Annotated in this window: 27 protein-coding genes and 1 tRNA gene; 20 read left to right on the forward strand and 8 right to left on the reverse strand. The window is 64.2% G+C overall.

Annotated features, from left to right (window positions below):
• Window positions 1-26 precede the first annotated feature (26 nt).
• The 9 genes from NLN62_RS37720 to NLN62_RS37760 all read left to right on the forward strand — a co-directional run bounded on the left by NLN62_RS37720 (window position 27) and on the right by NLN62_RS37760 (window position 8809).
• Window positions 27-248, forward strand: coding sequence for a hypothetical protein (locus tag NLN62_RS37720; protein WP_027522897.1), 222 nt, complete (start codon window positions 27-29; stop codon window positions 246-248).
• A gap of 304 nt (window positions 249-552) precedes the next feature.
• A complete protein-coding gene (gene glyA, locus NLN62_RS37725; protein ID WP_027522896.1) occupies window positions 553-1851 on the forward strand; it encodes a serine hydroxymethyltransferase in 1299 nt (432 codons plus the stop codon).
• 17 nt (window positions 1852-1868) lie between these two features.
• Window positions 1869-2351 carry a transcriptional regulator NrdR gene (gene nrdR, locus NLN62_RS37730; RefSeq protein WP_027522895.1) on the forward strand — a complete coding sequence of 161 codons (483 nt, stop codon included), beginning with the start codon at window positions 1869-1871 and terminating at the stop codon, window positions 2349-2351.
• On the forward strand, window positions 2348-3496 hold the full coding sequence (gene ribD / locus NLN62_RS37735; RefSeq protein ID WP_254112121.1) for a bifunctional diaminohydroxyphosphoribosylaminopyrimidine deaminase/5-amino-6-(5-phosphoribosylamino)uracil reductase RibD: 1149 nt from the start codon (window positions 2348-2350) through the stop codon (window positions 3494-3496). Before nrdR ends, ribD begins: the two co-directional genes overlap by 4 nt.
• Window positions 3497-4120 carry a riboflavin synthase gene (locus NLN62_RS37740; RefSeq protein WP_027522893.1) on the forward strand — a complete coding sequence of 208 codons (624 nt, stop codon included), beginning with the start codon at window positions 3497-3499 and terminating at the stop codon, window positions 4118-4120.
• Between the two features lie 189 nt (window positions 4121-4309).
• Window positions 4310-4801 (forward strand): 6,7-dimethyl-8-ribityllumazine synthase, encoded by a 492-nt coding sequence (gene ribH / locus NLN62_RS37745; RefSeq protein ID WP_027522892.1) that lies wholly within the window; start codon window positions 4310-4312, stop codon window positions 4799-4801.
• A gap of 3 nt (window positions 4802-4804) precedes the next feature.
• On the forward strand, window positions 4805-5296 hold the full coding sequence (gene nusB / locus NLN62_RS37750) for a transcription antitermination factor NusB (protein WP_027522891.1): 492 nt from the start codon (window positions 4805-4807) through the stop codon (window positions 5294-5296).
• Between the two features lie 174 nt (window positions 5297-5470).
• The gene (thiL, locus tag NLN62_RS37755) at window positions 5471-6469 is read left to right on the forward strand and encodes a thiamine-phosphate kinase (RefSeq protein ID WP_027522890.1); all 999 of its coding nucleotides are present in this window, start codon (window positions 5471-5473) and stop codon (window positions 6467-6469) included.
• A 219-nt stretch (window positions 6470-6688) separates the two neighbouring features.
• Window positions 6689-8809 (forward strand): sodium-translocating pyrophosphatase, encoded by a 2121-nt coding sequence (locus tag NLN62_RS37760; RefSeq protein ID WP_027522889.1) that lies wholly within the window; start codon window positions 6689-6691, stop codon window positions 8807-8809.
• Between the two features lie 153 nt (window positions 8810-8962).
• Here NLN62_RS37760 and NLN62_RS37765 read toward each other — a convergent pair whose 3' ends face one another.
• Window positions 8963-9964 (reverse strand): tripartite tricarboxylate transporter substrate binding protein, encoded by a 1002-nt coding sequence (locus NLN62_RS37765; protein WP_254112122.1) that lies wholly within the window; start codon window positions 9962-9964, stop codon window positions 8963-8965.
• Window positions 9965-10057: 93 nt separating this feature from the next.
• Window positions 10058-10534: an outer membrane protein assembly factor BamE gene (locus NLN62_RS37770; RefSeq protein WP_254112123.1), complete on the reverse strand. Its 477-nt coding sequence runs from the start codon at window positions 10532-10534 to the stop codon at window positions 10058-10060.
• A gap of 98 nt (window positions 10535-10632) precedes the next feature.
• On the opposite strand from NLN62_RS37770, the gene NLN62_RS37775 reads away from it, so the two are divergent.
• The 7 genes from NLN62_RS37775 (at window position 10633) to NLN62_RS37805 (ending at window position 15354) form a co-directional block, all read left to right on the forward strand.
• Window positions 10633-11184, forward strand: a complete 552-nt coding sequence (locus NLN62_RS37775) for a ubiquinol-cytochrome C chaperone family protein (RefSeq protein ID WP_254112124.1) — start codon at window positions 10633-10635, stop codon at window positions 11182-11184.
• Window positions 11181-11753: a DUF177 domain-containing protein gene (locus NLN62_RS37780; protein ID WP_027522885.1), complete on the forward strand. Its 573-nt coding sequence runs from the start codon at window positions 11181-11183 to the stop codon at window positions 11751-11753. Before NLN62_RS37775 ends, NLN62_RS37780 begins: the two co-directional genes overlap by 4 nt.
• A 311-nt stretch (window positions 11754-12064) precedes the next feature.
• Entirely contained in the window at window positions 12065-13126 is a 1062-nt protein-coding gene (plsX, locus tag NLN62_RS37785) for a phosphate acyltransferase PlsX (RefSeq protein ID WP_254112125.1), read from the forward strand.
• On the forward strand, window positions 13123-14100 hold the full coding sequence (locus NLN62_RS37790; protein ID WP_027522883.1) for a beta-ketoacyl-ACP synthase III: 978 nt from the start codon (window positions 13123-13125) through the stop codon (window positions 14098-14100). The genes plsX and NLN62_RS37790 overlap by 4 nt, the downstream gene beginning before the upstream one ends.
• Before the next feature lie 139 nt (window positions 14101-14239).
• Window positions 14240-14581, forward strand: a complete 342-nt coding sequence (locus NLN62_RS37795) for an integration host factor subunit alpha (protein WP_027522882.1) — start codon at window positions 14240-14242, stop codon at window positions 14579-14581.
• Between the two features lie 24 nt (window positions 14582-14605).
• Window positions 14606-15178: a MerR family transcriptional regulator gene (locus NLN62_RS37800; protein WP_027522881.1), complete on the forward strand. Its 573-nt coding sequence runs from the start codon at window positions 14606-14608 to the stop codon at window positions 15176-15178.
• A 98-nt stretch (window positions 15179-15276) separates the two neighbouring features.
• Window positions 15277-15354: transfer RNA gene (locus NLN62_RS37805), tRNA-Pro, on the forward strand.
• A gap of 336 nt (window positions 15355-15690) precedes the next feature.
• Here NLN62_RS37805 and NLN62_RS53065 read toward each other — a convergent pair.
• From NLN62_RS53065 to NLN62_RS37815, 3 genes are all read right to left on the reverse strand, one after another.
• Window positions 15691-15822 carry a hypothetical protein gene (locus NLN62_RS53065; protein WP_256576032.1) on the reverse strand — a complete coding sequence of 44 codons (132 nt, stop codon included), beginning with the start codon at window positions 15820-15822 and terminating at the stop codon, window positions 15691-15693.
• A 34-nt stretch (window positions 15823-15856) separates the two neighbouring features.
• On the reverse strand, window positions 15857-19054 hold the full coding sequence (locus NLN62_RS37810; protein ID WP_254112126.1) for an ABC transporter substrate-binding protein: 3198 nt from the start codon (window positions 19052-19054) through the stop codon (window positions 15857-15859).
• Between the two features lie 891 nt (window positions 19055-19945).
• On the reverse strand, window positions 19946-20185 hold the full coding sequence (locus tag NLN62_RS37815; RefSeq protein WP_027522876.1) for a hypothetical protein: 240 nt from the start codon (window positions 20183-20185) through the stop codon (window positions 19946-19948).
• Between the two features lie 313 nt (window positions 20186-20498).
• On the opposite strand from NLN62_RS37815, the gene NLN62_RS37820 reads away from it, so the two are divergent.
• Both NLN62_RS37820 and NLN62_RS37825 read left to right on the forward strand, forming a co-directional pair.
• Window positions 20499-21410, forward strand: coding sequence for a dihydrodipicolinate synthase family protein (locus tag NLN62_RS37820; protein ID WP_254112127.1), 912 nt, complete (start codon window positions 20499-20501; stop codon window positions 21408-21410).
• Window positions 21411-21560: 150 nt separating this feature from the next.
• Complete coding sequence (locus NLN62_RS37825; RefSeq protein WP_254112128.1) at window positions 21561-22532, forward strand: SDR family oxidoreductase; 972 nt, start codon at window positions 21561-21563, stop codon at window positions 22530-22532.
• 141 nt (window positions 22533-22673) lie between these two features.
• Here NLN62_RS37825 and NLN62_RS37830 read toward each other — a convergent pair whose 3' ends face one another.
• The 3 genes from NLN62_RS37830 to NLN62_RS37840 form a co-directional block, all read right to left on the reverse strand.
• Window positions 22674-23165, reverse strand: a complete 492-nt coding sequence (locus tag NLN62_RS37830) for a GcrA family cell cycle regulator (protein ID WP_254112129.1) — start codon at window positions 23163-23165, stop codon at window positions 22674-22676.
• Between the two features lie 70 nt (window positions 23166-23235).
• The gene (locus tag NLN62_RS37835; protein ID WP_007603456.1) at window positions 23236-23433 is read right to left on the reverse strand and encodes a hypothetical protein; all 198 of its coding nucleotides are present in this window, start codon (window positions 23431-23433) and stop codon (window positions 23236-23238) included.
• A 197-nt stretch (window positions 23434-23630) separates the two neighbouring features.
• Window positions 23631-24572: an acetamidase/formamidase family protein gene (locus NLN62_RS37840; protein ID WP_254112130.1), complete on the reverse strand. Its 942-nt coding sequence runs from the start codon at window positions 24570-24572 to the stop codon at window positions 23631-23633.
• A 156-nt stretch (window positions 24573-24728) separates the two neighbouring features.
• Here NLN62_RS37840 and NLN62_RS37845 point away from each other — a divergent pair, with 156 nt between their 5' ends.
• Window positions 24729-25532, forward strand: a complete 804-nt coding sequence (locus NLN62_RS37845) for a YdcF family protein (RefSeq protein ID WP_254113821.1) — start codon at window positions 24729-24731, stop codon at window positions 25530-25532.
• A gap of 40 nt (window positions 25533-25572) precedes the next feature.
• Window positions 25573-26355: a DUF169 domain-containing protein gene (locus NLN62_RS37850; protein WP_254112131.1), complete on the forward strand. Its 783-nt coding sequence runs from the start codon at window positions 25573-25575 to the stop codon at window positions 26353-26355.
• The last annotated feature ends 96 nt before the right edge of the window (window positions 26356-26451 follow it).

Genomic DNA, 26451 nt, shown 5'->3' on the forward strand with positions numbered 1-26451 from the left:
AAAATTCAGATCGAGCAGAGGATGCCATGGAAGCCGCCATCGACCGCATCATGAAGACCTATGACCTGCTCGCCAACCGCACCGCTGCGGCGAGCGAGGAGGCGAGGGCCAAGGTGACCAACTACCTCAATACGCTGGTTGAGGCGGGCGAGAAGGACACTCATCGGTTGACGGTCTGCGGCCTGACCTACCTGCGCCAGCTCGACGGCAGCATCGACCCGGTGAAGGCGGGTTATACCGGTTTGTGAGGAGAGGCGGCCAAGTCTATCTCAAAGCCGGAGGAACCGGCTGCCGGCGCCCCTCTGGGCGCCAAGCGGCGGGTGTGGCGGCGGCCGCCTGTTAACGCTCGGCGAGCGCCCGGCGCGGGCGATCCCGTACATCTGCGGGCCTCCAAATCCCCGCGATCCCCACCATATCTGGCATAATTGTCGCCCCGGACCCGCAAATGCTTGGCCGGACCGGGGCGATGTGGTAGATCGCGGCTGCTTCCAACCGTCACACAAGACCGACCGTAGCCCGCCAAAAAGGCTGCGGCGGTGGAGATATTCGCCGATGACTTCCGCCAAAACCGCCTCCGCGCCCGATTCGTTTTTTACGGCCTCGCTCGACAAGGCCGACCCGGAAATCGCCGCCGCCATCAAGGGCGAGCTCGGCCGTCAGCGCCACGAGATCGAGCTGATCGCCTCCGAGAACATCGTCAGCCGGGCCGTGCTGGAAGCGCAGGGTTCGGTGATGACCAACAAATACGCGGAAGGTTACCCCGGCGCGCGATACTATGGCGGTTGCGAATGGGTTGACGTTGCCGAGAACCTCGCGATCGATCGCGCCAAGCGGCTGTTCGGCGCCAATTTCGCCAACGTGCAGCCGAACTCCGGCAGCCAGATGAACCAGGCCGTGTTCCTGGCGCTGATGCAGCCCGGCGACACCTTCATGGGCCTTGATCTGGCCGCCGGCGGCCATCTCACCCACGGCTCGCCCGTCAACATGAGCGGCAAGTGGTTCAAGGCCGCGCACTACACGGTGCGACGCGAGGACCAGGTCATCGACATGGACGTGGTGGCCAAGCAGGCCGAAGAGATCAAGCCGAAGCTGATCATCGCCGGCGGCTCTGCCTATTCGCGCGCCTGGGACTTCAAGCGCTTCCGCGAGATCGCCGACAGCGTCGGTGCCTATCTGCTGGTCGACATGGCGCATTTCGCCGGCCTCGTTGCCGGTGGCGTGCATGCTTCTCCCGTGCCTCATGCGCACGTCACCACCACCACGACCCACAAGTCGCTGCGCGGACCGCGCGGCGGCCTGATCCTGTGGAATGACGAGACGCTCACCAAGAAGCTCAACTCGGCGATCTTCCCGGGTCTCCAGGGCGGGCCGCTGATGCACGTGATCGCGGCGAAGGCGGTGGCGTTCGCCGAGGCGCTGCGGCCGGATTTCAAGGTCTACGCCAAGAACGTCGTCGAGAATGCCAAGGCGCTCGCCGAAACGCTGCGCAGTCACGGGTTCGATATCGTCTCGGGCGGCACTGACAACCATCTGATGCTCGTTGACCTCAGGCCGAAGGGCCTGAAGGGCAACGTCTCGGAGAAGGCGCTGGTCCGCGCCGCCATCACCTGCAACAAGAACGGCATTCCCTTCGACCCCGAGAAGCCCTTCGTCACCTCCGGTTTGCGTCTTGGCACGCCGGCCGCGACGACCCGCGGTTTCGGCGTCGCTGAATTCCAGCAGGTCGGCGGCATGATCGCTGAAGTCCTGAACGCAATCGCGCAGTCGGACGACGGCAACGCGCCGCTGGTCGAGGCCGCGATCAAGGAACGCGTCAAGGCGCTCACCGATCGGTTCCCGATCTACCAGTAAGGGCGGATAACAAGCGGATGCGCTGTCCCAACTGCAACAGTCTCGATACGCAGGTTAAGGACTCGCGTCCGACCGAGGATTCGTCCGTGATCCGCAGGCGGCGCATCTGCGTCGCCTGCAATTTCCGCTTCACCACCTTCGAGCGCGTGCAGCTGCGCGAGCTCACCGTGATCAAGCGCAACGGCCGCCGCGTTCCGTTCGACCGCGACAAGCTGATGCGCTCGGTGCAGATCTCCTTGCGCAAGCGGCCGGTCGAGCCGGAGCGGGTGGAGAAGATGGTTTCTGCCATCGTGCGCGAGCTCGAGACCGCGGGCGAGGCCGAGATCTCCTCGGAGGTGATCGGCGAGACCGTGATGGAGCATCTGCGCACGCTCGACGACGTCGCCTATGTGCGCTTCGCCTCCGTCTACCGCAATTTCCGCGAGGCCAAGGATTTTGCCGACGTGCTCGGCGAGCTCTCCGGCGAGGAGGAAGCGCGGCTCGCCGCGATACGCAAATGATCTTCCGCATTCTGGAGGATCAGCTCGCGCAGAAGGCCCGTGAGTCCAAAGACGCTGATCGCCGCTTCATGCAGCTTGCGCTGGCGCTCGGCCGGCGCGGGCAGGGGCGCACCTGGCCGAACCCGTCCGTCGGCGCCGTCATCGTCAGGGATGGCGTGATCGTCGGCCGCGGCTGGACGCAACACGGCGGCCGCCCGCATGCCGAGCGCGAGGCGCTGCGACGCACGGGCGAGGCGGCCCGTGGCGCGACGCTCTACGTCACGCTCGAACCCTGCTCGCATTTCGGCAAGTCGCCGCCTTGCGCGGACGCCGTGATCGCGGCCGGCATCACGCGCGTGGTGGCGGCGATCGAGGATCCCAATCCGGAGGTCGCAGGACAAGGCCACGCGCGCTTGCGCGCCGCAGGCATCACCGTCGATGTCGGGCTCTGTGCTGTGGATGCTGCCTACGATCATGCCGGCCATTTCCGCCGTATCCGCCACAAGCGCCCGCATGTGATCCTGAAGCTTGCGGTCTCGCCCGACGACAAGATCGGGGCGGCCGGCGGCAAGCCGGTCGCGATCACGGGAGAGGCCGCGCGCAACCGCGTGCATCTCTTGCGAGCGCAGAGCGATGCCATCCTGGTCGGCATCGGCACGGTGCTTGCGGACGATCCGCTTCTGACCTGTCGCCTGCCGGGCATGGAAGCACGCTCCCCGGTGCGCATCGTGCTCGACCGGAGTTTACGCATTCCGTCGTCGAGCCAGCTCGTCCATTCCGCACGCGAGACGCCGCTGTGGGTGATCGGCTCCGAGCTCGCGGAAGCTGCCGCAGCCACGCGGCTCGGCGCGGCAGGCGTCCAGGTCATGCGCATGCCGCCCGACAGTACGCCGGGGCTCGATCTTCCTGCGGTGCTGCACGCGCTGGCCGAGAAGGACATCACGCGGCTGATGGTCGAGGGCGGCAGCCATGTGGCCTCGTCCTTCGTCGCGGCCGATCTGGTGGATGAGATCTGGCTGTTCCGCGGGACCGAAGCGATCGGCGCCGGCGGCGTCGATGCGCTCGATGCATTGCCCCTGTCGAAAATCACGCAGTCGCCCGCCTTCAAGGTTCATGCTAGCGAAACATTCGACAGAGATACTCTCACCATCTACGAGCGCGCTTAAATGTTCACCGGCATTGTCACTGATATCGGCGAGATCGTCGGCCTGACGCCGACGGCGCAGGGCCAGTTGCATCGGCTGCGCATTGCCTGCCGCTACGATCGTGCGACCATCGCCGATGGCGCCTCGATCGCCTGCAACGGCGTCTGCCTGACCGTGGTGGCTTCCGGCATCGAAGGCGGCAAAGACTCTGCTGAAAGGACTTGGTTCGATGTCGACGCCGCGGCGGAGACGCTGGCGCTGACGACGGCCAAGCACTGGAAAATTGGTACGAAGCTCAATCTCGAGCGCGCGCTGAAGATCGGTGACGAGCTCGGTGGCCATATTGTCGCAGGACATGCCGACGGGATCGCGACGCTTCTCAGTCGCGAGGACTTGCCCGACATGGCGCGGTTCGAGCTCAAGACCACGCGGGAGCTCGCGCGCTTCATCGCGACCAAGGGCTCGATCACCCTGGACGGCGTGTCCTTGACCATCAATACGGTCAAGGACGTGACCTTTTCGGTCCTGATCATCCCGCACACCCTCAGCGTCACAACCATCGGTGCCTGGCGCGCCGGGGACGAGGTCAATATCGAGGTCGATCTGATGGCCCGCTATGCGGCGCGACTGACCGAAATGACGTGACCGGCGGAGCCGGTCATTCCGGGATGGTCCGAAGGACCAGACCCGGAATCTCGGGATTCCGGGTTTGATGCTCCGGGCCGCGCTCCGCGGTCCCGTCGCATCGCCCCGGAATGACGGTCACTTTAAAACTTGGCTTAACCGCTTGCGGCGACTACATAACGCGCCGACCTCAGTAGAACGGATTGAACGATGGCAGACGCGCGGCGCGCACCCCTGAAGGACCAGACCGACATTTCCGGCGCGCGTGCGCTGATTGTCGAAGCGCGCTTCTATGACGATCTCCAGGATGCGCTTTTGGAAGGCGCGGTCGCCGAGCTGAAGGCGGCCGGCCTCACCCATGACGTGATTACGGTTCCCGGAGCGCTGGAAATCCCCGCAGCCGCGGCCATTGCGGTCGACGCTGCCGCGAGCAACGGGAAACCCTATGACGCCGTGATCGCGCTCGGCTGCGTGATCCGCGGCGACACCATCCATTTCGAGATCGTCTCGCAGGAATCCTCGCGCGCGCTGATGGATCTTGCCGTGGCGCGCAAGCTTCCGCTCGGCAACGGAATTCTCACAGTGAACACCGAAGAGCAGGCCTGGGCACGGGCGCGTGCCAGCGAGCTCAACAAGGGCGGCGATGCCGCGCGCGCGGCGCTTGCCATGCTGCGCATCAAGCGCCGCCTGGCGCGGGCCTGAGCCATGGCGGACACCAAGAAACAGCCCGGCGGGGCGGAAAAAAAGGCAAACCGGCGCGGCGCTGCGCGGCTCGCGGCCGTGCAGGCGCTCTACCAGATGGACATTGCGGGCGCCGGTATCAACGACATCTTCGCCGAGTTCGAGAGCCATTGGCTCGGCAACGAGGTCGAGGGCGAAAAATATCTGCCGGCGGAAGCGGCCTTCTTCCGCGACGTCGTCTCCGGCGTCGTGCGAGACCAGAAGAAGCTCGATCCCCTGATCGACGAGGCGCTGTCCAAGGGCTGGCCCCTGAAGCGCATCGAGGCGATCCTGCGCGCGGTGCTGCGGGCAGGGGCCTACGAGTTGGAGCATCGCAAGGACGTGCCGGGCCGGGTCGTGGTCTCCGAATATGTCGACGTCGCCAACGCCTTCGTCGATCGCGAGGAGACCGGCATGGTCAACGCGGTGCTCGACCAGATCGGCCGCCACTTTCGCGGCGACGAGTTCGGGCGGTAGCCAAAAGCGAAGGGGCGTCGAAGATGCAATGCGCCAGCCCCATATTCCGCTGTCATGCCCCGCGAAGGCGGGACATCCAGTACGCTGCGGCCCATCGATTCATCACGAACGTCTCTGGAATACTGGATCGCCCGGTCAAGCCGGGCGATGACAGTTGTGTGTGTGGATAGGCCGATGGCAAACGCGACAAATGTCTCCGGCGAAGACTCGCTCATCGCGCGCTATTTCAAGCCGCTGGCGACTGACCCCGGCGCGTTCGCTCTGGTCGATGATGCCGCCATCCTGAAATCCTCCGGCGAGGACATCGTCGTCACCACGGACGCCGTAGTCGAAGGCGTGCATTATCTCGCTAGCGACCCGCCCGGTACCATCGCCCGCAAGGCGTTGCGCGTGAACCTGTCCGACCTTGCGGCTAAGGGCGCGACGCCAGCGGGCTTCGTGCTGACGCTCGCACTCCGCAGCAAGGACGATGCCTGGCTGAAGCCTTTCGCCGATGCGCTGGGCGAGGACGCCAAGGGCTTCGCGTGCCCGCTGCTCGGCGGCGACACGGTCTCCACGCCCGGGCCGCAGATGATCTCGATCGCGGCCTTCGGCCGCGTACCGTCGGGGCGGATGGTCGGCCGCACCGGTGCCAAAGCCGGCGACCGCGTTATGGTGACCGGAACGATTGGCGATGCCGCACTTGGCCTCGAGGTGCTCAAGGGCGGTGCTGCGGCGAAGGCGCTGGCATCCGATTCGGCCGCACGGGATATCCTGGTCGCGCGCTACCGCATTCCGCAACCGCGCAATGTGCTGGCGCACGCCGTGCGCGACTGCGCGAGCGCTGCGATGGATGTCTCGGACGGGCTCGCCGGCGATCTCGTCAAGCTCTGTGCAGCCTCAGGCGTGTCAGCCGCGATCGATGCGGCCAGCGTGCCGCTGTCGGCGCCGGCCGCCGGCCTCGTTGCGCGCGGCGACGTCCGGATCGACGCGCTGCTGTCCGGTGGCGATGACTATGAGCTTCTGTGTGCTGTTCCTGAAGCGCGATGCGCCGATCTGATTGAAGCCGGGCGGGCGGCAGGCGTGGCCGTAACCGTCGTCGGAACGATAGTGCCGGGAAATGAGGCGCCGCGCTTCCTGGACGGCGCGGGCCGGGAACTGGTCCTCAAGCGGCTGTCCTATAGCCACTTCTAGCAATTTCCGCGAAACGGACGCCTACGACCTAAGGACCTGCGGAGATCGACGATTTTCGCGCCTCCGGCGTTGCACGGGCATGGCGATTTTGGCAAGGTCCCCGCCCATCGGGGCTGCTCCTTTTTTTGGGGAGGCGCGGTCCCGCTTTAAGGCGCCACTCCGTCACAACGGGAAAAAATCGGCGCTGGGGGTACATCAAGGATCTGAGGCAAAATTCACATGACAGCATTATGGTTGATAGTGCTCTGCGGAGTGCTCTCTGTCGTCTACGCGATCTGGGCGACGTCTTCGGTGTTGGGCGCGGATGCGGGGTCGCCGCGCATGCAAGAAATCGCCGGAGCGGTCCGTGAGGGCGCGCAGGCCTACCTGCGACGCCAGTACACGACGATCGGCATCGTCGGCATCGTCATCTTCCTGCTGCTTGCCTATTTCCTGGGTATCTACGTCGCCGTCGGCTTCGCCATCGGCGCCATCCTGTCGGGGGCAGCCGGCTTCATCGGCATGAACGTCTCGGTCCGCGCCAATGTGCGCACCGCGCAGGCTGCGACGACATCGCTCGCCGGCGGCCTCGAACTCGCCTTCAAGGCGGGCGCCATTACCGGCCTTCTGGTGGCGGGCCTCGCGCTCCTCGGCGTGACGCTCTATTTCGGCTTCCTGACCTATTCGCTGAAGCTTGCGCCCGACAGCCGTACCGTCGTCGACGCCATGGTGGCGCTCGGCTTCGGCGCCTCGCTGATCTCGATCTTCGCCCGTCTCGGCGGCGGCATCTTCACCAAGGGTGCGGACGTCGGCGGCGACCTCGTCGGCAAGGTCGAGGCCGGCATCCCCGAGGACGATCCGCGCAACCCGGCGACGATCGCCGACAACGTCGGTGACAACGTCGGCGACTGCGCCGGCATGGCCGCCGACCTGTTCGAGACCTACGCGGTGACCGCGGTCGCCACCATGGTTCTGGCGGCGATCTTCTTCGCCAAGACGCCGATCCTCGCCAGCATGATGACGCTGCCGCTCGCGATCGGCGGCATCTGCATCATCACCTCGATCATCGGCACCTTTTTCGTCAAGCTCGGGCCGAGCCAGTCGATCATGGGCGCGCTCTACAAGGGCCTGATCGCAACCGGCGTCCTGTCGCTGATCGGCATCGCCGGCGTGATCTACTACCTGATCGGCTTCGGCAAGCTCGAGGGCGTCGACTACACGGGCGCGGCGCTGTTCGAGTGCGGCGTCGTCGGTCTCGTCGTCACCGCGCTGATCATCTGGATCACCGAGTACTACACCGGTACAGACTATCGCCCGGTGAAGTCGATCGCCCAGGCCTCGGTGACCGGTCACGGCACCAACGTGATCCAGGGCCTCGCGGTCTCGATGGAGGCGACCGCGCTGCCCGCGATCGTCATCATCGCCGGCATCCTCGTCACCTACAGCCTTGCCGGACTGTTCGGCATCGCGATCGCGACCGCCACCATGCTGGCGCTCGCCGGCATGGTCGTCGCGCTCGACGCCTTCGGCCCCGTGACCGACAACGCCGGCGGCATCGCCGAGATGGCGGGTCTGCCCAAGGAGGTGCGCAAGTCGACCGACGCGCTCGATGCGGTCGGCAACACCACCAAGGCGGTGACCAAGGGTTACGCGATCGGTTCCGCCGGTCTCGGTGCGCTGGTGCTGTTCGCGGCCTACAACCAGGACCTCAAGTTCTTCGTTGCGGACTCCGCGAAGCATGCCTACTTCGCCGGCGTCAATCCGGACTTCTCGCTCAACAACCCCTATGTCGTGGTGGGCCTGCTGTTCGGCGGCCTGCTGCCGTATCTGTTCGGCGCGATGGGCATGACTGCGGTCGGCCGTGCGGCCGGCGCGATCGTCGAGGAGGTGCGGCGCCAGTTCCGCGAGAAGCCGGGCATCATGCAGGGCACCGACAAGCCGGACTACGGCAAGGCGGTCGACCTTTTGACCAAGGCGGCCATCAAGGAGATGATCATCCCCTCGCTCTTGCCGGTGCTGTCGCCGATCGTCGTCTACTTCGTGATCTACGCGATCGCGGGCGGGGGTGCTGCCGGCAAATCGGCGGCGTTCTCCGCCGTGGGCGCCATGCTGCTCGGCGTGATCGTGACGGGTCTGTTCGTCGCGATTTCGATGACCTCGGGCGGCGGTGCCTGGGACAACGCCAAGAAGTACATCGAGGACGGCCATTTCGGCGGCAAGGGCTCCGACGCCCACAAGTCCGCCGTGACCGGTGACACCGTCGGCGATCCCTACAAGGATACGGCGGGCCCCGCGGTCAACCCGATGATCAAGATCACCAACATCGTGGCCTTGCTGCTTCTGGCGATCCTCGCGCACTGAGTGGCGTCAACCGTACGACAAAACCCCGCGGCGCAAGCCGCGGGGTTTTTGTTTGAGCTTCTCACGTCACTCCGGGGCGGTCCGCATGACCGAACCCGGAATCTCGAGATTCCGGGTTCGATGCTTCGCATCGCCCCGGAATGACGCTGCATGTCACTGCACATCCATCTGCAAGCCTTCCTTCGCGATGATGCCTGCGAACTTTTTGGTCTCGGCATCGACGAAATCGGAAAACTGCTGCGGGGTGCCGTAGTCGGCGCGGGCGCCCATCGAGGCGATGTTCTTCCTGATGTCCTCGCGCGCGAGCATCGCCTTGACCTGCAAATTCAGCGCCTCGAGCACCGCTGCGGGCACGTTCTTCGGCAGGAAGACGCCGAACCAGGATGACACGTCGAAATTGGCCAGCTCCGGCGCGCTTTCGCGCATGGTCGGAAGGTTGGGTGCGAGCTCGCTGCGCTCCGGCGTGGTGACGCAGAGCCCGTTGAGCGTGCCGTTCTGCACCTGCGGCAGGCTCGGATAGAGGTTGTCGAACAGGATCTGGATGTCGCCGGCGAGCGCCGCCTGGAGTGCGGGACCCGCACCGCGGAACGGTATGTGCGTCATCTTCAGCCCGGTGAGCTGGAGAAACCAGGCGCCGGTGAGGTGAGGGCTCTGGCCGACGCCAGAAGAGGCGTAACTGAACTTGTCCGGATTGGCCTTGAGGAAGGCGATCAGCTCTCCGATCGACTTGATGCCGGTCTTCGGATGCGCCGAGACGATGTTCGGGATCCGGATCATGTTGGAGACAGCCTGGAGCTGGTCGACCTTGTAGCTGAGGTTCTTGAAGATGCTGTAGGCGATCGCGTTGGGGCCGGGATTGCCGATCAGGATGGTGTGGCCATCCGCTCTGGCGCGCGCGGCTTCCGCGGTGCCGATGGTACCGCCGCCGCCCGAGCGGTTCTCGACGACGGCCGACTGGCCCCAGGCGGCTTGCAGGTGCGCCGCGAGCAGCCGTCCCATGACGTCGGTCGAGCCGCCGGCGGCGGCCGGCACGATGATGCGAGTGTTCTCGGTGGGCTTCCAGTCCGCCAGGCTCGTGCGCGGCAGAATAACCGCCGTCGACAGCGCTGCCGCGCCGGTGAGCACGCGTCGGCGGGAAAACGATGTCCTGGTCACGAATCCACTCCCTGCTTTTGTTTTGCAGGGAGCGTAGGGAACGCTGGGCACCACCGCAAGCAGCGTGGAGCGGTGCGACGCCGCAGCCTGACCTCAGTTGAAGCTGAGCAACTTGAACAGCGGCGTGAGGTAGTTGAGCTCCTGGCCCGAGGTCGGCGTAGTGCGGCTGATGGAGTCGAAGATCTTGCCGTCCTGCAGGCCGTAATTCGCAAGCCGGCGCACGCGCCGGTTCTTGTCGAAGTAGATCGCGATCACGCGCTGGTCGACCACACTCTGGTTCATGAAGGCGACCGGACGCTCCGAGCGCTGAGAGATGTAATAGAACACCTCGCCGTCGAGCGTTGCGACGGTGGAGGGCGTGCCCATCACGATCAGCACCTGGTCCTGGCTCGCCCCGAGCGGAATCTGCTCGAGCGCACCGGGCGGCAGGATATAGCCCTTCTGGAACTGCTCGCCCGTGCAGGCGGCAAGCGCGATGCTGACGAGCGCGGCGGCGGCGACGGCGCGCCAGCGCGCGTAACGGCCGCTCGCCTTGGCTCCGCGGTGGCTGGTCTGGCTCGAATTGGTCATTCTCGGAACTATCCCGTCCCCTTGCGTCGCGCGAGGCGCTGAAGTACCGGGCAGACGCGGCGAGCGCAACCCGCGCGCGCACGCTTGTGGAACCCACAATGCTCTGGCCGTTCAAACACTTCAGGAAACCCCGGCTAGCCCCGCGCGGCACCATTGAGACCATCTATGGCATGATCGTGACGCAGGCGCGAGAACCCATGTTTTACCGGGACTTGGCCGTCCCGGACACGGTTAACGGCCGATTCGACCTGCTTCTCCTGCATTTGTGGCTCCTGCTGCGCCGGCTGCGGGCGGCTTCCGACGCCACCGAGCTGTCGCAGGCGCTGTTCGATCGCTTCTGCGAGGACATGGACGACAATCTGCGGGAGATGGGTATCGGGGATCAGACCGTCCCCAAGCGGATGCGGGCCTTTGGAGAGGCCTTTTATGGCCGGGCCCGGGCCTACGACCAGGCCATGGACGAAGGCGGCGAGGCGCTGGCATCGGCGATCGCCAGGAATATCTTGAACGGGACGGACGGCGCGCAGGCGCGGCGGCTTGCGGACTATGCCAGGGCCACGGAAGCTGATCTTGCCCGGACTGACCAGGGCGCGCTGCTGCGCGGTTCATTTGTATTTCCATCGCCGCCAGGGGAGCATGTGGCGCCATGACCAGACCAAATGCCGAACCCCAGACCGATCCGTGGCGCGTGCCGGTGATCGTGGCGCAGATCCCGGACACCGGCTTGCATCGGGAGATCGAGGCATCGAGCCGCGAGCGCGAGGCCATGGCCGAGGTTGCGGGTGTTCGCGAGGTCGTGTCCGCGAAGGCCTCTTTCGACGTGTCCCCGAAGAGCGGCGGGCGGGTTCATGTCACCGGCAACGTCCGGGCGCGGATCGGCCAGACCTGCGTGGTGACGCTCGACCCGGTCGAGAGCGAGATCGACGAGGAGATTGACCTGATGTTTGCTCCCGAGGCCGAGGTGCGGCGACTGGCTGACCTCATCGAGGAGGGGCAGGACAGCGACGACGCCGCGGAGGCGGTCCCGGAGCCGCCGGAGGCGATCATTGCCGGCGTCATCGACCTCGGCCGGCTGGCGACGGACGCCCTGTTTCTGGGCATCGACCCCTATCCGCGTAAACCGGGGGCGGTGTTCGAGGCCCAGGTGACGGCCCACGATCCCGAGGACCACCCCTTTGCGGCGTTGAAGGCGCTCCAGGACAAGCCCAAGCGCAAATGAGGCCAAATAACTGTGCGCCTCGGGCGGGCTCGCTTTGCGATGTGCATGAATGGTTTGCCTCGTCAGGTTGAAAGATTACGTGATCAGTTTGATTTCATGGAGTTTTTATCGCTTGGGCGGGGGGCGATCCGTGATCGCCCGGAATCCAAAAGACTGGGGGCAAGAGGTTGTTTCGGGGTGACAAAACGCTATTGTCGCGGCCCGGTCCGGGTGCGGTGTGGCGCCTGGCCGATCGCTGTTGATGATGGCGAACCCATTTCGCGGCCCCGCTAGTTTCTTAGACCGCACGAGATCAGGTTTCCGGGACGTTCATGCTAAGCAAGGTTCGAATCGCGCTTGACGCCATGGGAGGCGACGTCGGCGCCCCCGTCGTCATTCCCGGCGCCGCCATCTTGCTTGCCCGGCATCCCGATATCGAATTCCTGCTGGTCGGCGATCGCGCCAAGATCGAGCCCGAGCTCGACAAGCACCCCGCGCTGAAGGCCGCCTCCAGGATCATCCACACCGACGTCGCCGTCAGCATGGAGGAGAAGCCGAGCCAGGCGCTGCGGCGCGGGCGCAAGAAGGCCTCGATGTGGCTTGCGATCGAGGCTGTGAAGAAGGGCGAGGCGGACGTGGTGGTTTCCGCCGGCAATACCGGCGCCCTGGTTGCCATGGCGCGCTTCTGCCTGCGCATGCTGCCGGGTATCGATCGTCCAGCGCTCGCGGCGATCTGGCCGACCCTGCGCGGGGAATCGGTCGTGCTCGATCTCGGCGCGACCATCGGCGGCGATGCGCGTCATCTGGTGGCGCTCGCGGTGATGGGCGCGGCGATGGCGAGCGTCCACTTCAACCTCGCGCGTCCGAAGGTCGGTCTCCTCAACATCGGCGTCGAGGAGATGAAGGGGCATGAGGAGATCCGCGAGGCCGCCGAGATGCTGCGCACCATGAACCTGCCGCAACTCGACTATGTCGGCTTTGTCGAAGGCGACGGCATCGGCAAGGGCCTTGCCGACGTGATCGTCACCGAGGGCTTTTCCGGTAACATCGCACTCAAGGCCGCCGAGGGAACCTCGCGCCAGATGCTCGAAGTTCTGCGCAGTGCCATGGCATCGAGCTGGCTTTCGCGCATCGGCTATCTGTTCGCGCGCGGCGCCTTCCAGACGTTGCGCGAAAAGCTCGATCCGCGCAAATCCAACGGGAGCGTTCTGCTCGGCCTGAATGGCGTCGTGGTCAAGAGCCATGGCGGAACCGACGCTGAAGGCTTTGCCTATGCCGTCGATGTTGGTTATGAGATGGCTCGCTACGATCTCCTGACCAAGATCAATCAGATGCTCAACCGCGACGGTGGCGCGCTGACTTCAGTGCCGACCGCGCAGGAGGCTGTTTCGTGACTCAAATTCGATCGGTCGTGCTCGGCTGCGGCAGCTATTTGCCGGAGCGTGTCGTGACCAATGCCGAGTTGGCGGCCCGCATCGACACATCGGACGAGTGGATCGTGCAGCGCACGGGCATTCGCGAGCGTCACATCGCGGCCGACGACGAGTTCACCTCGCACCTTGCGATCAGGGCGGCGCGCGCGGCGCTCGCGCATGCCCGGCTCGATCCGCAGGCGATCGATCTGATCGTGCTCGCGACCTCGACGCCCGACAACACGTTTCCGGCGACCGCAGTCGCCGTCCAGCACGGGCTCGGCATCAACCATGGCGTGGCGTTCGACCTGCAGGCGGTCTGCTCCGGCTTCGTGTTCGCGCTCGCCACTGCCGACAACTTCCTGCGCACGGGCGCCTACAAGCGCGCGCTGGTGATCGGCGCGGAAACCTTCTCGCGTATCCTCGACTGGAACGACCGCGGCACCTGTGTGCTCTTCGGCGACGGCGCCGGCGCCATCGTGCTGGAAGCGCAGACGCAACCGGGGAAGACCTCCGACAGCGGCGTGCTGACCACGCATCTGCGTTCGGACGGCCGCCACAAGGCCAAGCTGTTCGTCGATGGGGGGCCCGGCTCGACCAGGACGGTCGGCCACCTGCGCATGGAAGGCAAGGAGGTGTTCAAGCACGCGGTCGGCATGATCACCGACGTGATCGTCGATGCCTTCAACGCCACCGGCATGACCGCCGAGGACATCAACTGGTTCATCCCGCATCAGGCCAATAAGCGAATCATCGATGCGTCCGCCCACAAGCTGCATATTGCGCCGCAGAAGGTGGTGCTCACCGTCGACAAGCACGGCAACACCTCGGCGGCCTCGATTCCGTTGGCGCTGTCGGTCGCGGTGAAGGACGGTCGGGTGAAGAAGGGCGACCTGCTGCTGCTGGAAGCGATGGGCGGCGGCTTCACCTGGGGTTCCGCACTCGTGCGCTGGTAGTAGAGCGCGATCGATAAAATTTTGCCGAGATTGCGGGCCATTTTGTTGCCGACTCAAGCGCGGAATGAGCGGGTTGACCGTTGTCTCGTAACCTCATAATTTTAGACGACAATTGTTCGCCGTCGGGTGGGGCAGGGCGATGACCGAGACTAGCAAAACCGTAACGCGAGTGGATCTCTGCGAGGCCGTCTATCAAAAGGTCGGCCTGTCGCGGACGGAATCGTCTGCCTTCGTGGAACTCGTGCTGAAGGAGATCACCGATTGCCTCGAGCGGGGCGAGACGGTGAAACTGTCCTCGTTCGGCTCCTTCATGGTGCGTAAGAAGGGCCAGCGTATCGGCCGCAATCCCAAGACCGGTACCGAAGTGCCGATCTCGCCGCGCCGGGTGATGGTGTTCAAGCCGTCCGCCATCCTGAAGCAGCGGATCAATTCGCAACACAAGGCCAATGGCGACGGCAGCAAGACTGAAGTGGAGGCGTAATCGCCTTCCGAAAGGATGAGGCCCTTGGACAAGGCGCCGGATGCGTTCCGCACCATCAGCGAGGTAGCGCAGGACCTCGACATCCCGCAGCACGTATTGCGGTTCTGGGAGACCCGCTTCTCCCAGATCAAGCCGATGAAGCGCAGCGGCGGCCGCCGCTACTACCGCCCCGACGACGTCGACCTGCTCAAGGGCATCCGCCGACTGCTCTACGGCGAGGGCTACACCATCCGGGGCGTGCAGCGGATCCTCAAGGAGCACGGCATCAAGTCGGTCCAGGGCCTCGCCGATTCGTCGGCCGCGGTCTCGTTCGGCGCGATCGAGGACGCGATCGGCCAGAGCCTGATGGAGACCGAGGAGGAACCCGAGATCCGCGGCGTCGCCGATACCGACGATGACGACTTCCAGGGCGAGGAGGAGGAAGGCATCGATTTCCGCTTCGCCGAGATCGACGACGAGGAAATCCTCACCACCTTCCGCAAGGGCCCGGCCGACCGGGCCGGCCCGAACCCGGCCGACCGGGAGCGGCTGGAGCGGGTGCTTCAGGACCTCGTCGCCTGCCGCGAACTGCTCGACGAGGCCCTCAAGGCCGGCTGAGCAAGGCGCATTCTGCGATTTCAGGGGGATGTTCCCGGTCGTCCGGGCGGTTCAGGCGCCTTGCGCAACGCGGCGATCCTAGCTATGGGAACGGCATTCGGAGCGTGGCGCAGCCCGGTTAGCGCACTAGTCTGGGAGACTAGGGGTCGGAGGTTCAAATCCTCTCGCTCCGACCATTTTTTCAACTGATCTGGCGGGCGGACTGATCGGGGGGCGTGGCACGGGCGCTCCTGCCCCTGATGCCTGCGTGACGATGGGGTGGGCGGCGGCTGCTGTGACCTGACAACAAAATGTCGAAAACAACCCCATGCAAAGTAGCTGACGGCGGGCGGTGCGGCGTTCTGATTATTTTCCGAAATCGGTTGCCCCGTCGGGCAAATCAGAGGCGATCATGTCATCATCGCAGGATGTGGGAGGTCGCTGAGCGCTCTTGTTGAAGAGGAAGCTCACTGGAGTTCGGGCCGTCTGCAGGGCGGTACGTCAGACCTCCGCCGAATCCGTTGCCATTCGGTTCAGTTTGAATTCGCCAATAATCGACGCCCGGCGCCTTTCGATCTGCCAACCGAATAGGGAAGCGCGTAGAACTGCGCGAGTTCTGCAGGGGCCTCGCCGTAGATTTCAAAGTGGGTTACCAGGCCGCTCATTCACCCGCTCCCTGAACTTCGTACGCACTGCAATTCAAGCAGTCGCTGCCGCGGTACACATCGCGATCAACGATCTGGCCAACGGGTCTCGCGGAAATGCCGACAAGATCTCCTCATAGCGCCGAGCTGCTTCATCGAAATTGCCTCTCTCAAATTGGCTCGATGCGGCCCACGTCATCTCACATAGCTTCTCGGACCCGACCGGCGCTGCCAGCTCGGGATCGTGGCTGTTCCTGATTCCGAGCAGCTCATAAATCATGAACTCGTGCTTGCGCCCCTTGACCTGAACCTTCCTGATGGGTCTGGCCACGATGTCGGATCTCACCGCCTTGACCACGCTGTCGCTGATACAGATCGTGGTGCCGAAGTTCTTGTTGATGCCTTCAAGCCTCGCCGCGACGTTGACCCCGTCGCCCATCACCGTGTAGCTCAGCCGCTCGCTCGAACCGACGTTGCCTACCAACACATCTGCGCAATGCAGTCCGATGCGGAGGTGCAGCGGGGGCCGCGCCTGCGCGCTCCAGTCCGCGTTGAGCTGTTGCATCCGCCGTGCGGCCCGCAATGCGCCGCAGCAGGCGCGCAGCACGTGGTCGTCGCGACGCGCGGGCGCACCCCAGAACGCCATGATGCCGTCGCCGATGAACTTGTCGACGGTACCGGACTCCTCCGCGATCGCCTGTGAGACGGCTTCGAAATAGACCGACAGTTGCGCCAGCAGATCGTTCGGAGTCATCCGCTCGGCAAGGCTGGAGAAATCCTGCAGATCAGCGAACAGCACGGTCATGAAGCGCTGTTCGACGCCGAGCGTCAGAGGAGTGCCGGTTTTGATCAACTCCCTGACAACATCCAGCGGCACAAACGAGGAGAACGACCGCAGCGAGGTCTCGAACAGTGACACGGCGTTTTGCAGCTCCTTGATCTCCCGGATCTTCGATATCGCTGGCGTGCCGGAGTGTGAGAATGTCAGGTCCTCGACCGATCGCAGTTCCCGCGACACGCCTTCGATCGGACGCGACAGCCGTCGCGCGAAGGCGTAGATCAGCAGCAACTCCATTCCCGTCAGCGCGGCGATCAGGACGATCATCTGACGGTTTGTTCGCTTCAGAGTGCCGACAAAATCGTCGGTTGGCGTCAGGATGATGATCTCCCAAGGCTGTCCGAAACTGCCTGGAAAGCGGGTGAAGGATGCGCTGATCTCCTCGCCGCTCCGCGCCGAGCGGAAGAAGAAGTCGTCACTGTTGTTCTCACTCTGCAGCCGAGACGCGTCACGCACGTCGTCGTCGGCGATCGTGTCCAGCTTGGCGAGTTCCGACCGGCCGTTGCTTATCTGCATGGCCTTACGCGGGTCGGGATAGGCAATGATCGTGCCTTTGGTTGGATTCGCGATGATCGTGGTGCTGTGGGGGCTCGCGCGGTGACTACTGAGAAACCGCGACAGTACGTCGAGCGTGATATTGGCAGACGCACAGCCGATGAACGTGCCGTCCTTTATGATCGGAGATCGGATGGAAATGATCGGATAGCCGGTGTCGGGATTGACCGACGGTTCCTCGACGATGAGGGCGCGCGCTTCCTTCGCGGCCTGGTACCCCCGCAGAGTCCTGATATCGATGATCTGCTCGACATCGTAACTGCCGACCACATGCGGCCATGTATCGAAGAACGTGCGATGCCGAATCCGTCGCGGTGAACCGGAGAAGCTGTCGATATAGCTGGAATGCCAGTTCGCCGACGGCGGGATCTTGGGATCGGAGCGCCTGCGATCGTCGTCCATGCGGGTCACGACGCGGTGATAGCCGTCTTCAAAGCTGACATAGGCCGCATCGATCTGCCGCGCCGAGGTGAGCGCCTGGTAGAGCAGATCTCGGCTCTCTTCCTTTTTAAAAACGTCCGGGTCCTCCGCGGCGACCGCCGCGAGCAGCGCGAGCGTGGCCGCAACCGGGTTGATGAGGTTCTCCGCGTCCTCAATGCTGGCCTGCTTGGTCTTTGCGACAACGTCATTCAGCGTCGCGTTGATCGCGGCAGCGTTCTGCCGATAGTTGTACACCAGGATAAAGATCAGCACGGGAATGCTGAGCAGGACGAACAACCCCGACATCACGGAGCTGAGCCGCATCGTGCCAAGCGCGCGCGCATTCCGGCGGTAGAGGGCCCACCCCAGCGCGCACACAAGACCCGTGGCGAGCAGAGCAGCCAAGAGTGGTACCTGCAGCGCCGCTGGCCATTCTCCGTCATCGGGAATGTAGATCAGCCCCTCCGGCAGATTTGCCTCGCTCGCCATGCCGAGATCAACATAGGCTTCGGCAATGGTCTTCCAGCGCACGCTGCTCTGATCGCCAATAGGTACCAAGCGCGGCTGGATCAGGAGTTCGGCCCGCGCCGCTTCAAACAGCAGCGCTTCACGGCTCTTCTGCGTGGAGTACTTGCGTTGGATCAGGTCGACGATTTCCTCCTTGTGGGCAAGAGCATATTCCCAGCCCTTCAGGCTGGCCGCGCGAAACGCCTTCACGCGCGCGGGATGCTCGGCCACCTGCTGTTTCGACGTGCAGAGGTTATCGCCGTAAAAATCGAACCCGTAGGCGCGGGGCGCGAACATCAGATATGGCGTGCCCAGCTTTTCAAGCGCGTAAGGTTCATTGGTGCTGTAGGCCACCATCGCGTCCGCCTTGCCACTGAGCAGATCGCTCGGATCGCCAGCATGAGCGACGCGCGGCAGGCTCGCGTAGTCGATGCCCTCGCGTTTCAGCATCGCTGCGATGTCGTCGCTGCCGGGGACATCCATCAGGCGATGCCCTTTCAATTCGGAGACCGCGCGGACGCCGGCGCGGTGTGGCACCAGGATGACGGCCGCGGAGTGCTGAAATATCACCCCGAGGACGACGTTGTTCGCGCGCTCGAGCGGGTTCACCAGAATGCTTGTCGTGCAGATGCCGAAATCCGCTGCGCCGGCCGCCACCGCCGCGCCGGCGTCGACGTCCGGGCCACCTTCGCGAAGCTCGACGTGAAGGCCGCCATCGCGATAGAAGCCCTTCTCGATCGCGGCGTAGTAGCCAGCGAATTGAAACTGGTGCTTCCATTTGAGCTGCAGCGATACCTGTTCGTGCGCGCTTACCGGAAATGCGAACAGAGGCGTGAAATGCAGCAAGGCGAAGCATGTCAGGAGGACGTGGCGCCAACGCGGGGTCGCGAGCTGTGCCGCGAACGCGCGTGACCTTGCGCCTGGGATACCCATGCCAGACCTCTACTCGTTACAAAGCGCGCGATTGGATTATCAGGGTACGGCGCCATCTAATGCGACGCCTCGATTTGTCATATTGATCGATATCAACACTCGTCGCTTGTTATTTTGCGGCATGACCTGTGATTTTGTGTCCCTGAAATTGTGGTTCTCCATAGGCTCCAGGCCGAGGTGCAACAGATGGAAGGGCAACAGCGTATTGGAACTTCCTCAGGTCTTGCGAGAAATGGGCCAGGATCCGGCGACAGTGATCGCAGGTGCGCAACTAAGTCGCTTTCATCGACGAGGTTCCTGATCAGCGCGGAAACATGCTCGGTTCGGTGCGCTCGACGATCCGCAGCACGCTCTTGCAGGTCGGACATTCATACGATCGAATTTCGTACCGCCCGGTGGCCGGTTCGCTTTGGACGAAGGTGCGTGGCTGATTGCACGCGGTGCAACGTGGCCCTTCGAAGTATCGATTGCGGTTCATTGCAGAACCCAAATCGCGACGTCAGGAAAGGTAACGGCCGCCCGCAATATCCGGGCGGCCACCGGGTCCAATATCAAGCGGCTGATCTCAGCCCCGGCGCGAGTACTGTAATCTCGAGGCGAGCCTGCAAACGGTTCGGTAGCCGACGTTCCCTGTCAGAACAGAGGGCGAGTTGCAGCCCGGCCACAGCACGTCCGCATCACAGTCGTTTTCGGGGCGGATGAACGCTTGTGATTTCAAGCGGCGGATAACAGTTCAATTTCCAAAAAATATACAACAATCAAAAGCTTGCCTCCGCTTGGAGGCTTGGGGCGGAGGTTGAAATCCTCGCTCCGACCATTTTCAGAACGTTTGGCAAGAGGTCGGCAAAAGCCGGTCCCTTGGGGCGTTTCCTCCCCTTTCGGGGCTGGGCCTTAGGCGTGGCCCTTGATCTCGTAGTGACCTGGCACACACTTGTAGCGTTCGATGCGCCAGTTGACGTGGTAGATCGGGTGCTCGCCCATCCATTTTGCGAGTTCGGCCTGCGCGCCCACTGCACACTGCATGAGCGAGATTTCGGGCGTCATGTTGCTGTCGGTGACGATTTCCTCGACGCAACTGCCCGAAGCTGCTGCGCCTAGCCGGCAGAGCACGGCCACGACGGTAATAAACATGCATTTCACCTCTTTGGTTGTTACACGCCACGAGGAGATGCAAGCGGGGTGCCACGCCCTGTGTCGACCGCGACACGATGGCTTGAAGACTCACCTCAGCTTTCGCCCCATTTGACGATTCGGATTGTAAAAAAATTCCCCTCAATCCGAAGCCGGACAAATACGGGGAACCGACGCTATGACCGAATAGGAGGGCTGCGTCCCGGTCGCGCCGCTTCCCGCCGCGACATCAACCGCTAGGCTACCGCTCGCGCGGATACTCGCCGGCAGAGCGGGACCGCTATCGGGAAGCAGGAAACGCGAGGGCCGAGAGATGAAGGTACGCCCGACCGGCGTGATACCGCCGATGACCACGCCATTCCGGGAGAACGGCGAGATCGACACTCAGCTCGTTGCGCCGCAGGTCGAATGGATGATCGCGGCCGGCGCGCATGGCGTTGCAGCCGGCGGCTCGACCGGCGAGGGGCACACGCTCGATCACGAGGAGTATCGCGATCTGGTGGCGGCGACGGTCGAAGCGGTGAAGGGCCGCGTTCCCGTAATCGCCGGCATCATCGTGGACTCGACGCGCGATGCGATCCGCCGCGGCAAGCTCGTGCGCGACATGAATGTCGCCGCCCTCCAGGTCACGCCGGTGCACTATCTGTTCAAGCCGCACGAGGACGCGATGGTCGCGCATTTCCGCGCCATGGCCGACGAGACCGGCATGCCCATCATCATCTACAACGTCGTGCCGTGGTCCTATCTCTCGCCGGCGCTGCTCACTCGCATCATGACCGAGGTGCCGCTGGTGGTCGGCGTCAAGCAGAGCGCGGGCGATCTGAAGCTGTTCGCCGACCTCATGATGATGGCGCCGGACAAGCTGATCTATAGCGCCGTCGATGCGCTGATGTATCCGTCCTACACGCTCGGCGCCCATGGCTCGATCGCGGCGATCCTGACCGCGGCGCCCCATGCCTCGGTCGAACTGTGGAATGCGGTGAAGGCGGGCGATCACCCTCGTGCGCTCGAGCTGCACAAGAAGCTGCTGACGCTGTGGAATGCGATCATCGCCGACAACCTTCCGGCCTGCACGCGCTACGCGCAGACGCTCCAGGGAATGCCAAAGACCTGGCCGCGCGCGCCGATGCCGGAGGCCTCGTTGACGCAAGCGGCCGCGATCCGCAAGGCTCTCGAGGGGCTGGGCGTGTTGCCGGGTGGACAGCGTTTCCAGGCGGCGGAATAGTTCGTCCGCCGAAATAATTCGCCGTCGTCGTGACGCAGCGCCGGCCTGCTTTACCGCAGGCGCGGCGCTGCTACACTTTGCGGCGGCCCCGTGAATTGTCCGTGATGGCCAACAAGACCAACAACCAGACCAAGCGAGGGGACCGAACCCATGAAGGACTTTTCCGGAAAGATCGCCGTCATCACCGGCGGGGGAACGGGGATGGGGCGCGAGCTCGCGCGCCAGCTCGTGGCCGAGGGCTGCAACGTTGCGATGTGCGACGTGTCGGAAGCCGCGATGGCCGAGACCAAGCGGCTGTGCGAGGTCGAGAAGCTGCCGCAGGGCCTGCGCGTCACCACCCACGTCGCCGACGTCGCGATCGAGGATCACCTCAAGCAGTTTCGCGACGAGCTCGCCGAGCAGCAGAAGACCGACAGGATCCACCTGCTGTTCAACAATGCCGGCATCGGCGGCGGTGGCAGCCTGTTCACCAACACGCGCGAGCAGTGGGAGCGCACCTTCAACATCTGCTGGGGCGGCGTCTATCTCGGCGTGCGTACCTTCCTGCCGATGCTGGTTGCTGCCGACGAGGCGCACATCATCAACACCGCGAGCGTCAACGGCTTCTGGGCCTCGATCGGCATGGGGCAGGCGCACACCGCCTACAGCTCGGCAAAATTCGCGGTGAAGGGCTTTACTGAGGCGCTGATCAATGATCTCCGCCTGCACGCGCCGCACGTCAAATGCTCGGTGGTGATGCCCGGTCACATCGGCACTTCGATCGTCTCCAACTCGCGCAAGGTGCAGAGCGGCGACGGCTCCGAGCGCCTCAATGCCGACGAGGTCGTGCTGACCCGCAAGCGCATGGTCGCGGCCGGCGTGCCGGACGCGGAGAAGATGTCGGACGAGGACATCCAGGCCGCCTTTGCCGAACGCGCCCGCAGCTTTCGCGAGGATGCGCCGACCACGGCCGCGCAGGCCGCGAAGATCATCCTCGACGGCGTCAAGGCCGGGAGGTGGCGCATCCTGGTCGGCGAGGACGCCGTGCGCCTCGATCAGCGCGTGCGCGCGACGCCGGACGAGGCCTATGACCGCGCCTTCTACGAGAGCTTTGCCCAGGAGGCCGGCTGGCGGCTGGGGTGAGGCGAGGGGCGGTATCGCCCATTCGATGTCGGCCCTGCGAAGCCATGGCATCCTTGCAGAAGCATTGTGTATCCAGGTTGCAGGTGTCGTGCCCCGGCTTGACCGGGGCACCCAGTACGTCGCCGGGCTTGTGCCCCTTCGTCAGCCGCGCATGAGACGCGCGCGTGAGTTTGGCCGGTAGGCGAGGCGCGCGTGGCCCGTGCAATAAGACTGGCCGTCGGGCGAGGCGTTGCCGCAGAAACAGAAGTCGTCCGCGCCTGGCGTCGAGATCGGCCAGCGGCAGCGGTTCTCGGTCAATTCCATAAGCGAGCAGCGGTTGGCCTCGTCGATCGGCACGTGGGCGAGCGGCGTCTCGGCCTCGATATCGATCGTGGAGAGCAATTCATATTGCAGCCTGCGGAGGGTCCGCAGGGCCCGCGCGGTGCTCTTGTCTGCGCTCCGCTCCTCCCGCTTCGGACCGCGCGTCAGGTTGAGGCGGCTGAGCTTGCCGATGACGGCATTGCGGCTGACGCCGATATCGGCGGCGATCTCGCGGCAGGACAGGCCGGCGTGAAAATGGCTTTTCAGAAGTTCGATGCGCTCAACGGTCCAGGTTGCAGCGGACGTTGGCGAGGTCGGTGAAACAGCAGGCATGTTGTGACGGTCCCAGGTTGCAAATCGACCACCCCGTCCGAAACCGACCGCGTTGCGCGCTCCCTAAGCCTCACGTCCTGCCATTGTCGCGGATCGACAAAAGTCCGTCCTTGATGGCGAGACGGATGCCTTCCTCAATCAATGTCCGCGCGACGCCGGGAACGCTGGTGCCGTGGGTGCCCTGTCTCACCAGTTTTTCGAGATACGTGATGGTCGAGAGCGCCAAGGTTACGGGGATGCGGTCAGTCTCGGCTTTTTCGGTGGCCATGACGCAAACGCTAGCCTCTTACTCGGGTACATAAAAGTAACGATTAAGAGTCTATTTAGAAACCGAGAGGAGTCAAATCCGGATCGAACCGGTGTCAGAGGCTATTGGAATCGCTGGAGAAATTCCGCGCGCCGGCGCGCCGCGCGGCTTTCACCGGCGACGGAGGTTGGATTGAGAGGGAAGGGCGGCGGCGTGCGCTAACCGTGCACGAGCGATTTCTCGATCATGCAATGGATGCCTTTTGAGCCGTTGACGGTCTGCGTCACCCGCAGATCCGCAGCCAGGCTGCACAGCGTATAGGCGTCCTCGCGTGACAGGTTTCGCTTCTCGCCCAGGAGCGCGATCATGTCGCGCAGCGCGCGCACCACGCATTGGTCGAGGTCCGGGTCCATCGCCATGGTCATGTAGTGCGAGGCTGTTTCGGCGCGCGGGTAGGCGAGCTGCATGTCCTTGCGCAGCGTGAGGCGGAAGCGGCCTTGCAGCGCGGTCTCGATCGCGGTGACGCAGACCTCGCCGTCGCCCTGCACGCCATGGCCGTCGCCGCAGGAGAACAGCGCGCCCGGCACGAACACCGGCAGATAGAGTGTGGCGCCTGGGCCAAGCTCCTTGTTGTCGAGATTGCCGCCCATCGCGCGCGGGATCAGCGAGGAGATGCGGCCCCAGGCCGGCGGCGGCGCCACGCCCATCACGCCGAAGAACGGTTTGAGCGGCAGGTCGAGGCCCCAGGGCATGCGGCCGACCATCCGCGTCAGATCGAGCGGGACGTTGAGAATGCGCGTCTCGTGGAAATCGTCGGGCAGGGTGCCCGAGAGCGGCTTGATCAGATTCCAGCCCCAATCCTGCCGCGGCGTGACGTCGAGAATATGGACCTCGAGCACGTCGCCGGGCTCGGCGCCGTTCACCGCGATCGGGCCGGTGAGAATGTGGCCGGGCAGCACGCGTTCGGACTTCGCATGAACCTCGAACAGCTCCGGCGGAATATGAAACTGCTTGCGGTCGGGCAGCACGTCCGGCCCGCCGCTGATGGTGTCGACCGTCACCTCGTCGCCGCTCTCGATGGTAAGGACCGGCTTCAGCTTCGCCTCGAAGAAGCCCCAATGGCAGGTTTCGGGGCTGGACTGCAGGTGGTGACGGGTCATGGGTCTGGTCCGATCGTTTGCGGGTGTTTTCATCAGGACTCGTCACTGCCGGGCTTGACCCGGCAATCCATCCTCTTTCAAGAAGATTTCTGAAGATGGATCGGCCCGTCAAGGTCCGCGCATCGATAGGCTCGATGATTCCAAAGCGAGGCTCCCCTGTTATTCGTCCTGTCCAAGACGCTCGGCGTCGCGCTATTGCCGATCAACTTCCTGGTCGAGCTCGGCATTCTCTCGCTCGTTCTGATGACGACGCGCTTTGCGCGAGCCGGCCGCAGGCTTGCGGTGACCGTGCTGGTCCTGCTGGCGCTCGTGGCGTTCTCGCCGCTTGGCAAGCTCCTGCTGTATCCCCTGGAACAGCGCTTTCCGCAGTGGGATGCCTCGCGCGGCGCGCCCGACGGCATCATCGTGCTCGGCGGCTCCGTCGATACCGACCTGTCGTCGGCGCATCAAACGCCGATCGTCGCCCATGCCGCCGATCGCATGCTGGCGCCGGCCGCGCTCGCACGGCGCTACCCGAATGCGCGCATCGTCTTCACCGGCGGCAATGCCAATCTGATCTCCACCGAGGCCAAGGAGGCCGACTACTCGGCGCCGATCCTGGAAGATCTCGGCATCGCCAAGGAGCGCCTGATCGTGGAGCGCAACTCGCGCAATACCTACGAGAACGCGATCTTCACCAAGCAGCTGGTTGCGCCGAAGCCGGGCGAGCGCTGGCTGCTGGTGACCTCGGCGTTCCACATGCCGCGCTCGATGGGGATCTTCCGCAAGGCCGGATTTGACGTCGAGGCCTACCCCGTGGACTTTCGGATGGGCGGCCGCGAGGACCTCTTCACCTTCACCAATATGGGCACCGATGGGATCATGCAAACCGATATCGCCATGCGCGAATGGATCGGGCTCGTCGCCTACCGCCTGATGGGCCGCACCGGCGAGTTGCTTCCCGGTCCGGCGAAGGATTAGAACGGGGGACATAAAAATCGTCGCGCCCCGGGAGGACGCCATGCAGCCAGAGAACGCTGAACCGATCGATCTCGCCGGCATTGTGGCCGACCTCAACGCGCTGCTGCGGCTGAAGACGACGGTGATCGGCATGAAGCTGTTTGCGCGCGCCGAGGACATGGAGGCGATCCCGAAGATCCGCCGGCCGAATGCGGTCCACACCACCGACCAGATCGTCAGCATGGCTTCGCGCCTCGGCTGGACCGTCGGCATCACCGCCGACGATCTCGTTGGCAGCCAGTGCCGCGCCGTGATTGGCCTTGCGCCGCAGGACGAGAAATGGCTTGCGGGCGAGAATTATGTCGGCGTGTGGCATGGCACGGCCGCGGACGCGCGCAAGCGCCAGGAGGCGCTCGACGTGGTGCCGTTCGGACAATACCAGGCGCTCGCGGTGAGCCCGCTGGCGAGCGGCCGCCTCGATCCGCCCGACATTTGCCTGGTCTACGCGACGCCGGGGCAGATGATCATCCTGATCAACGGGCTGCAATATACCGGCTACAGGAAGTTCGAATGGGGCGTGGTCGGCGAGACCGCCTGCGCGGATTCCTGGGGGCGGGCGCTCAAGACCGGCGAGCCCAGCCTGTCCTTGCCATGCTATGCCGAACGGCGCTATGGCGGCGTGCCGGACGAAGAGATGCTGATGGCGCTGAGCCCAGCGCATCTCGCCAAGGCGATCAAGGGCATGAAGGCGCTGGCAAAAAATGGCCTGCGCTATCCGATCCCGCCCTATGGAATTCAAAGCGACGTCCGTGCCGGCATGGGCGTGAGTTACGGAAAGAAGTAAATCGTCATTGCGAGCGAAGCGAAGCAATCCAGGATTTCACCGCGGAAACAGTCTGGATTGCTTCGTCGCTTGGCTCCTCGCAATGACGAAGCAAAT

Source organism: Bradyrhizobium sp. CCGUVB23, assembly GCF_024199885.1.
In the GTDB taxonomy this organism is placed as follows: Bacteria; Pseudomonadota; Alphaproteobacteria; order Rhizobiales; family Xanthobacteraceae; genus Bradyrhizobium.

Bases quoted from the DNA above. Each gene is read 5' to 3' on its own strand.
- NLN62_RS37720 (WP_027522897.1), top strand. From the start codon at position 27: ATGGAAGCCGCCATCGACCGCATCATGAAGACCTATGACCTGCTCGCC.
- glyA (WP_027522896.1), top strand. From the start codon at position 553: ATGACTTCCGCCAAAACCGCCTCCGCGCCCGATTCGTTTTTTACGGCC.
- nrdR (WP_027522895.1), top strand. From the start codon at position 1,869: ATGCGCTGTCCCAACTGCAACAGTCTCGATACGCAGGTTAAGGACTCG.
- ribD (WP_254112121.1), top strand. From the start codon at position 2,348: ATGATCTTCCGCATTCTGGAGGATCAGCTCGCGCAGAAGGCCCGTGAG.
- NLN62_RS37740 (WP_027522893.1), top strand. From the start codon at position 3,497: ATGTTCACCGGCATTGTCACTGATATCGGCGAGATCGTCGGCCTGACG.
- ribH (WP_027522892.1), top strand. From the start codon at position 4,310: ATGGCAGACGCGCGGCGCGCACCCCTGAAGGACCAGACCGACATTTCC.
- nusB (WP_027522891.1), top strand. From the start codon at position 4,805: ATGGCGGACACCAAGAAACAGCCCGGCGGGGCGGAAAAAAAGGCAAAC.
- thiL (WP_027522890.1), top strand. From the start codon at position 5,471: ATGGCAAACGCGACAAATGTCTCCGGCGAAGACTCGCTCATCGCGCGC.
- NLN62_RS37760 (WP_027522889.1), top strand. From the start codon at position 6,689: ATGACAGCATTATGGTTGATAGTGCTCTGCGGAGTGCTCTCTGTCGTC.
- NLN62_RS37770 (WP_254112123.1), bottom strand. From the start codon at position 10,534: ATGACCAATTCGAGCCAGACCAGCCACCGCGGAGCCAAGGCGAGCGGC.
- NLN62_RS37775 (WP_254112124.1), top strand. From the start codon at position 10,633: ATGCTCTGGCCGTTCAAACACTTCAGGAAACCCCGGCTAGCCCCGCGC.
- NLN62_RS37780 (WP_027522885.1), top strand. From the start codon at position 11,181: ATGACCAGACCAAATGCCGAACCCCAGACCGATCCGTGGCGCGTGCCG.
- plsX (WP_254112125.1), top strand. From the start codon at position 12,065: ATGCTAAGCAAGGTTCGAATCGCGCTTGACGCCATGGGAGGCGACGTC.
- NLN62_RS37795 (WP_027522882.1), top strand. From the start codon at position 14,240: ATGACCGAGACTAGCAAAACCGTAACGCGAGTGGATCTCTGCGAGGCC.
- NLN62_RS53065 (WP_256576032.1), bottom strand. From the start codon at position 15,822: ATGAGCGGCCTGGTAACCCACTTTGAAATCTACGGCGAGGCCCCTGCA.
- NLN62_RS37810 (WP_254112126.1), bottom strand. From the start codon at position 19,054: ATGGGTATCCCAGGCGCAAGGTCACGCGCGTTCGCGGCACAGCTCGCG.
- NLN62_RS37815 (WP_027522876.1), bottom strand. From the start codon at position 20,185: ATGTTTATTACCGTCGTGGCCGTGCTCTGCCGGCTAGGCGCAGCAGCT.
- NLN62_RS37820 (WP_254112127.1), top strand. From the start codon at position 20,499: ATGAAGGTACGCCCGACCGGCGTGATACCGCCGATGACCACGCCATTC.
- NLN62_RS37825 (WP_254112128.1), top strand. From the start codon at position 21,561: ATGAAGGACTTTTCCGGAAAGATCGCCGTCATCACCGGCGGGGGAACG.
- NLN62_RS37830 (WP_254112129.1), bottom strand. From the start codon at position 23,165: ATGCCTGCTGTTTCACCGACCTCGCCAACGTCCGCTGCAACCTGGACC.
- NLN62_RS37835 (WP_007603456.1), bottom strand. From the start codon at position 23,433: ATGGCCACCGAAAAAGCCGAGACTGACCGCATCCCCGTAACCTTGGCG.
- NLN62_RS37840 (WP_254112130.1), bottom strand. From the start codon at position 24,572: ATGACCCGTCACCACCTGCAGTCCAGCCCCGAAACCTGCCATTGGGGC.
- NLN62_RS37850 (WP_254112131.1), top strand. From the start codon at position 25,573: ATGCAGCCAGAGAACGCTGAACCGATCGATCTCGCCGGCATTGTGGCC.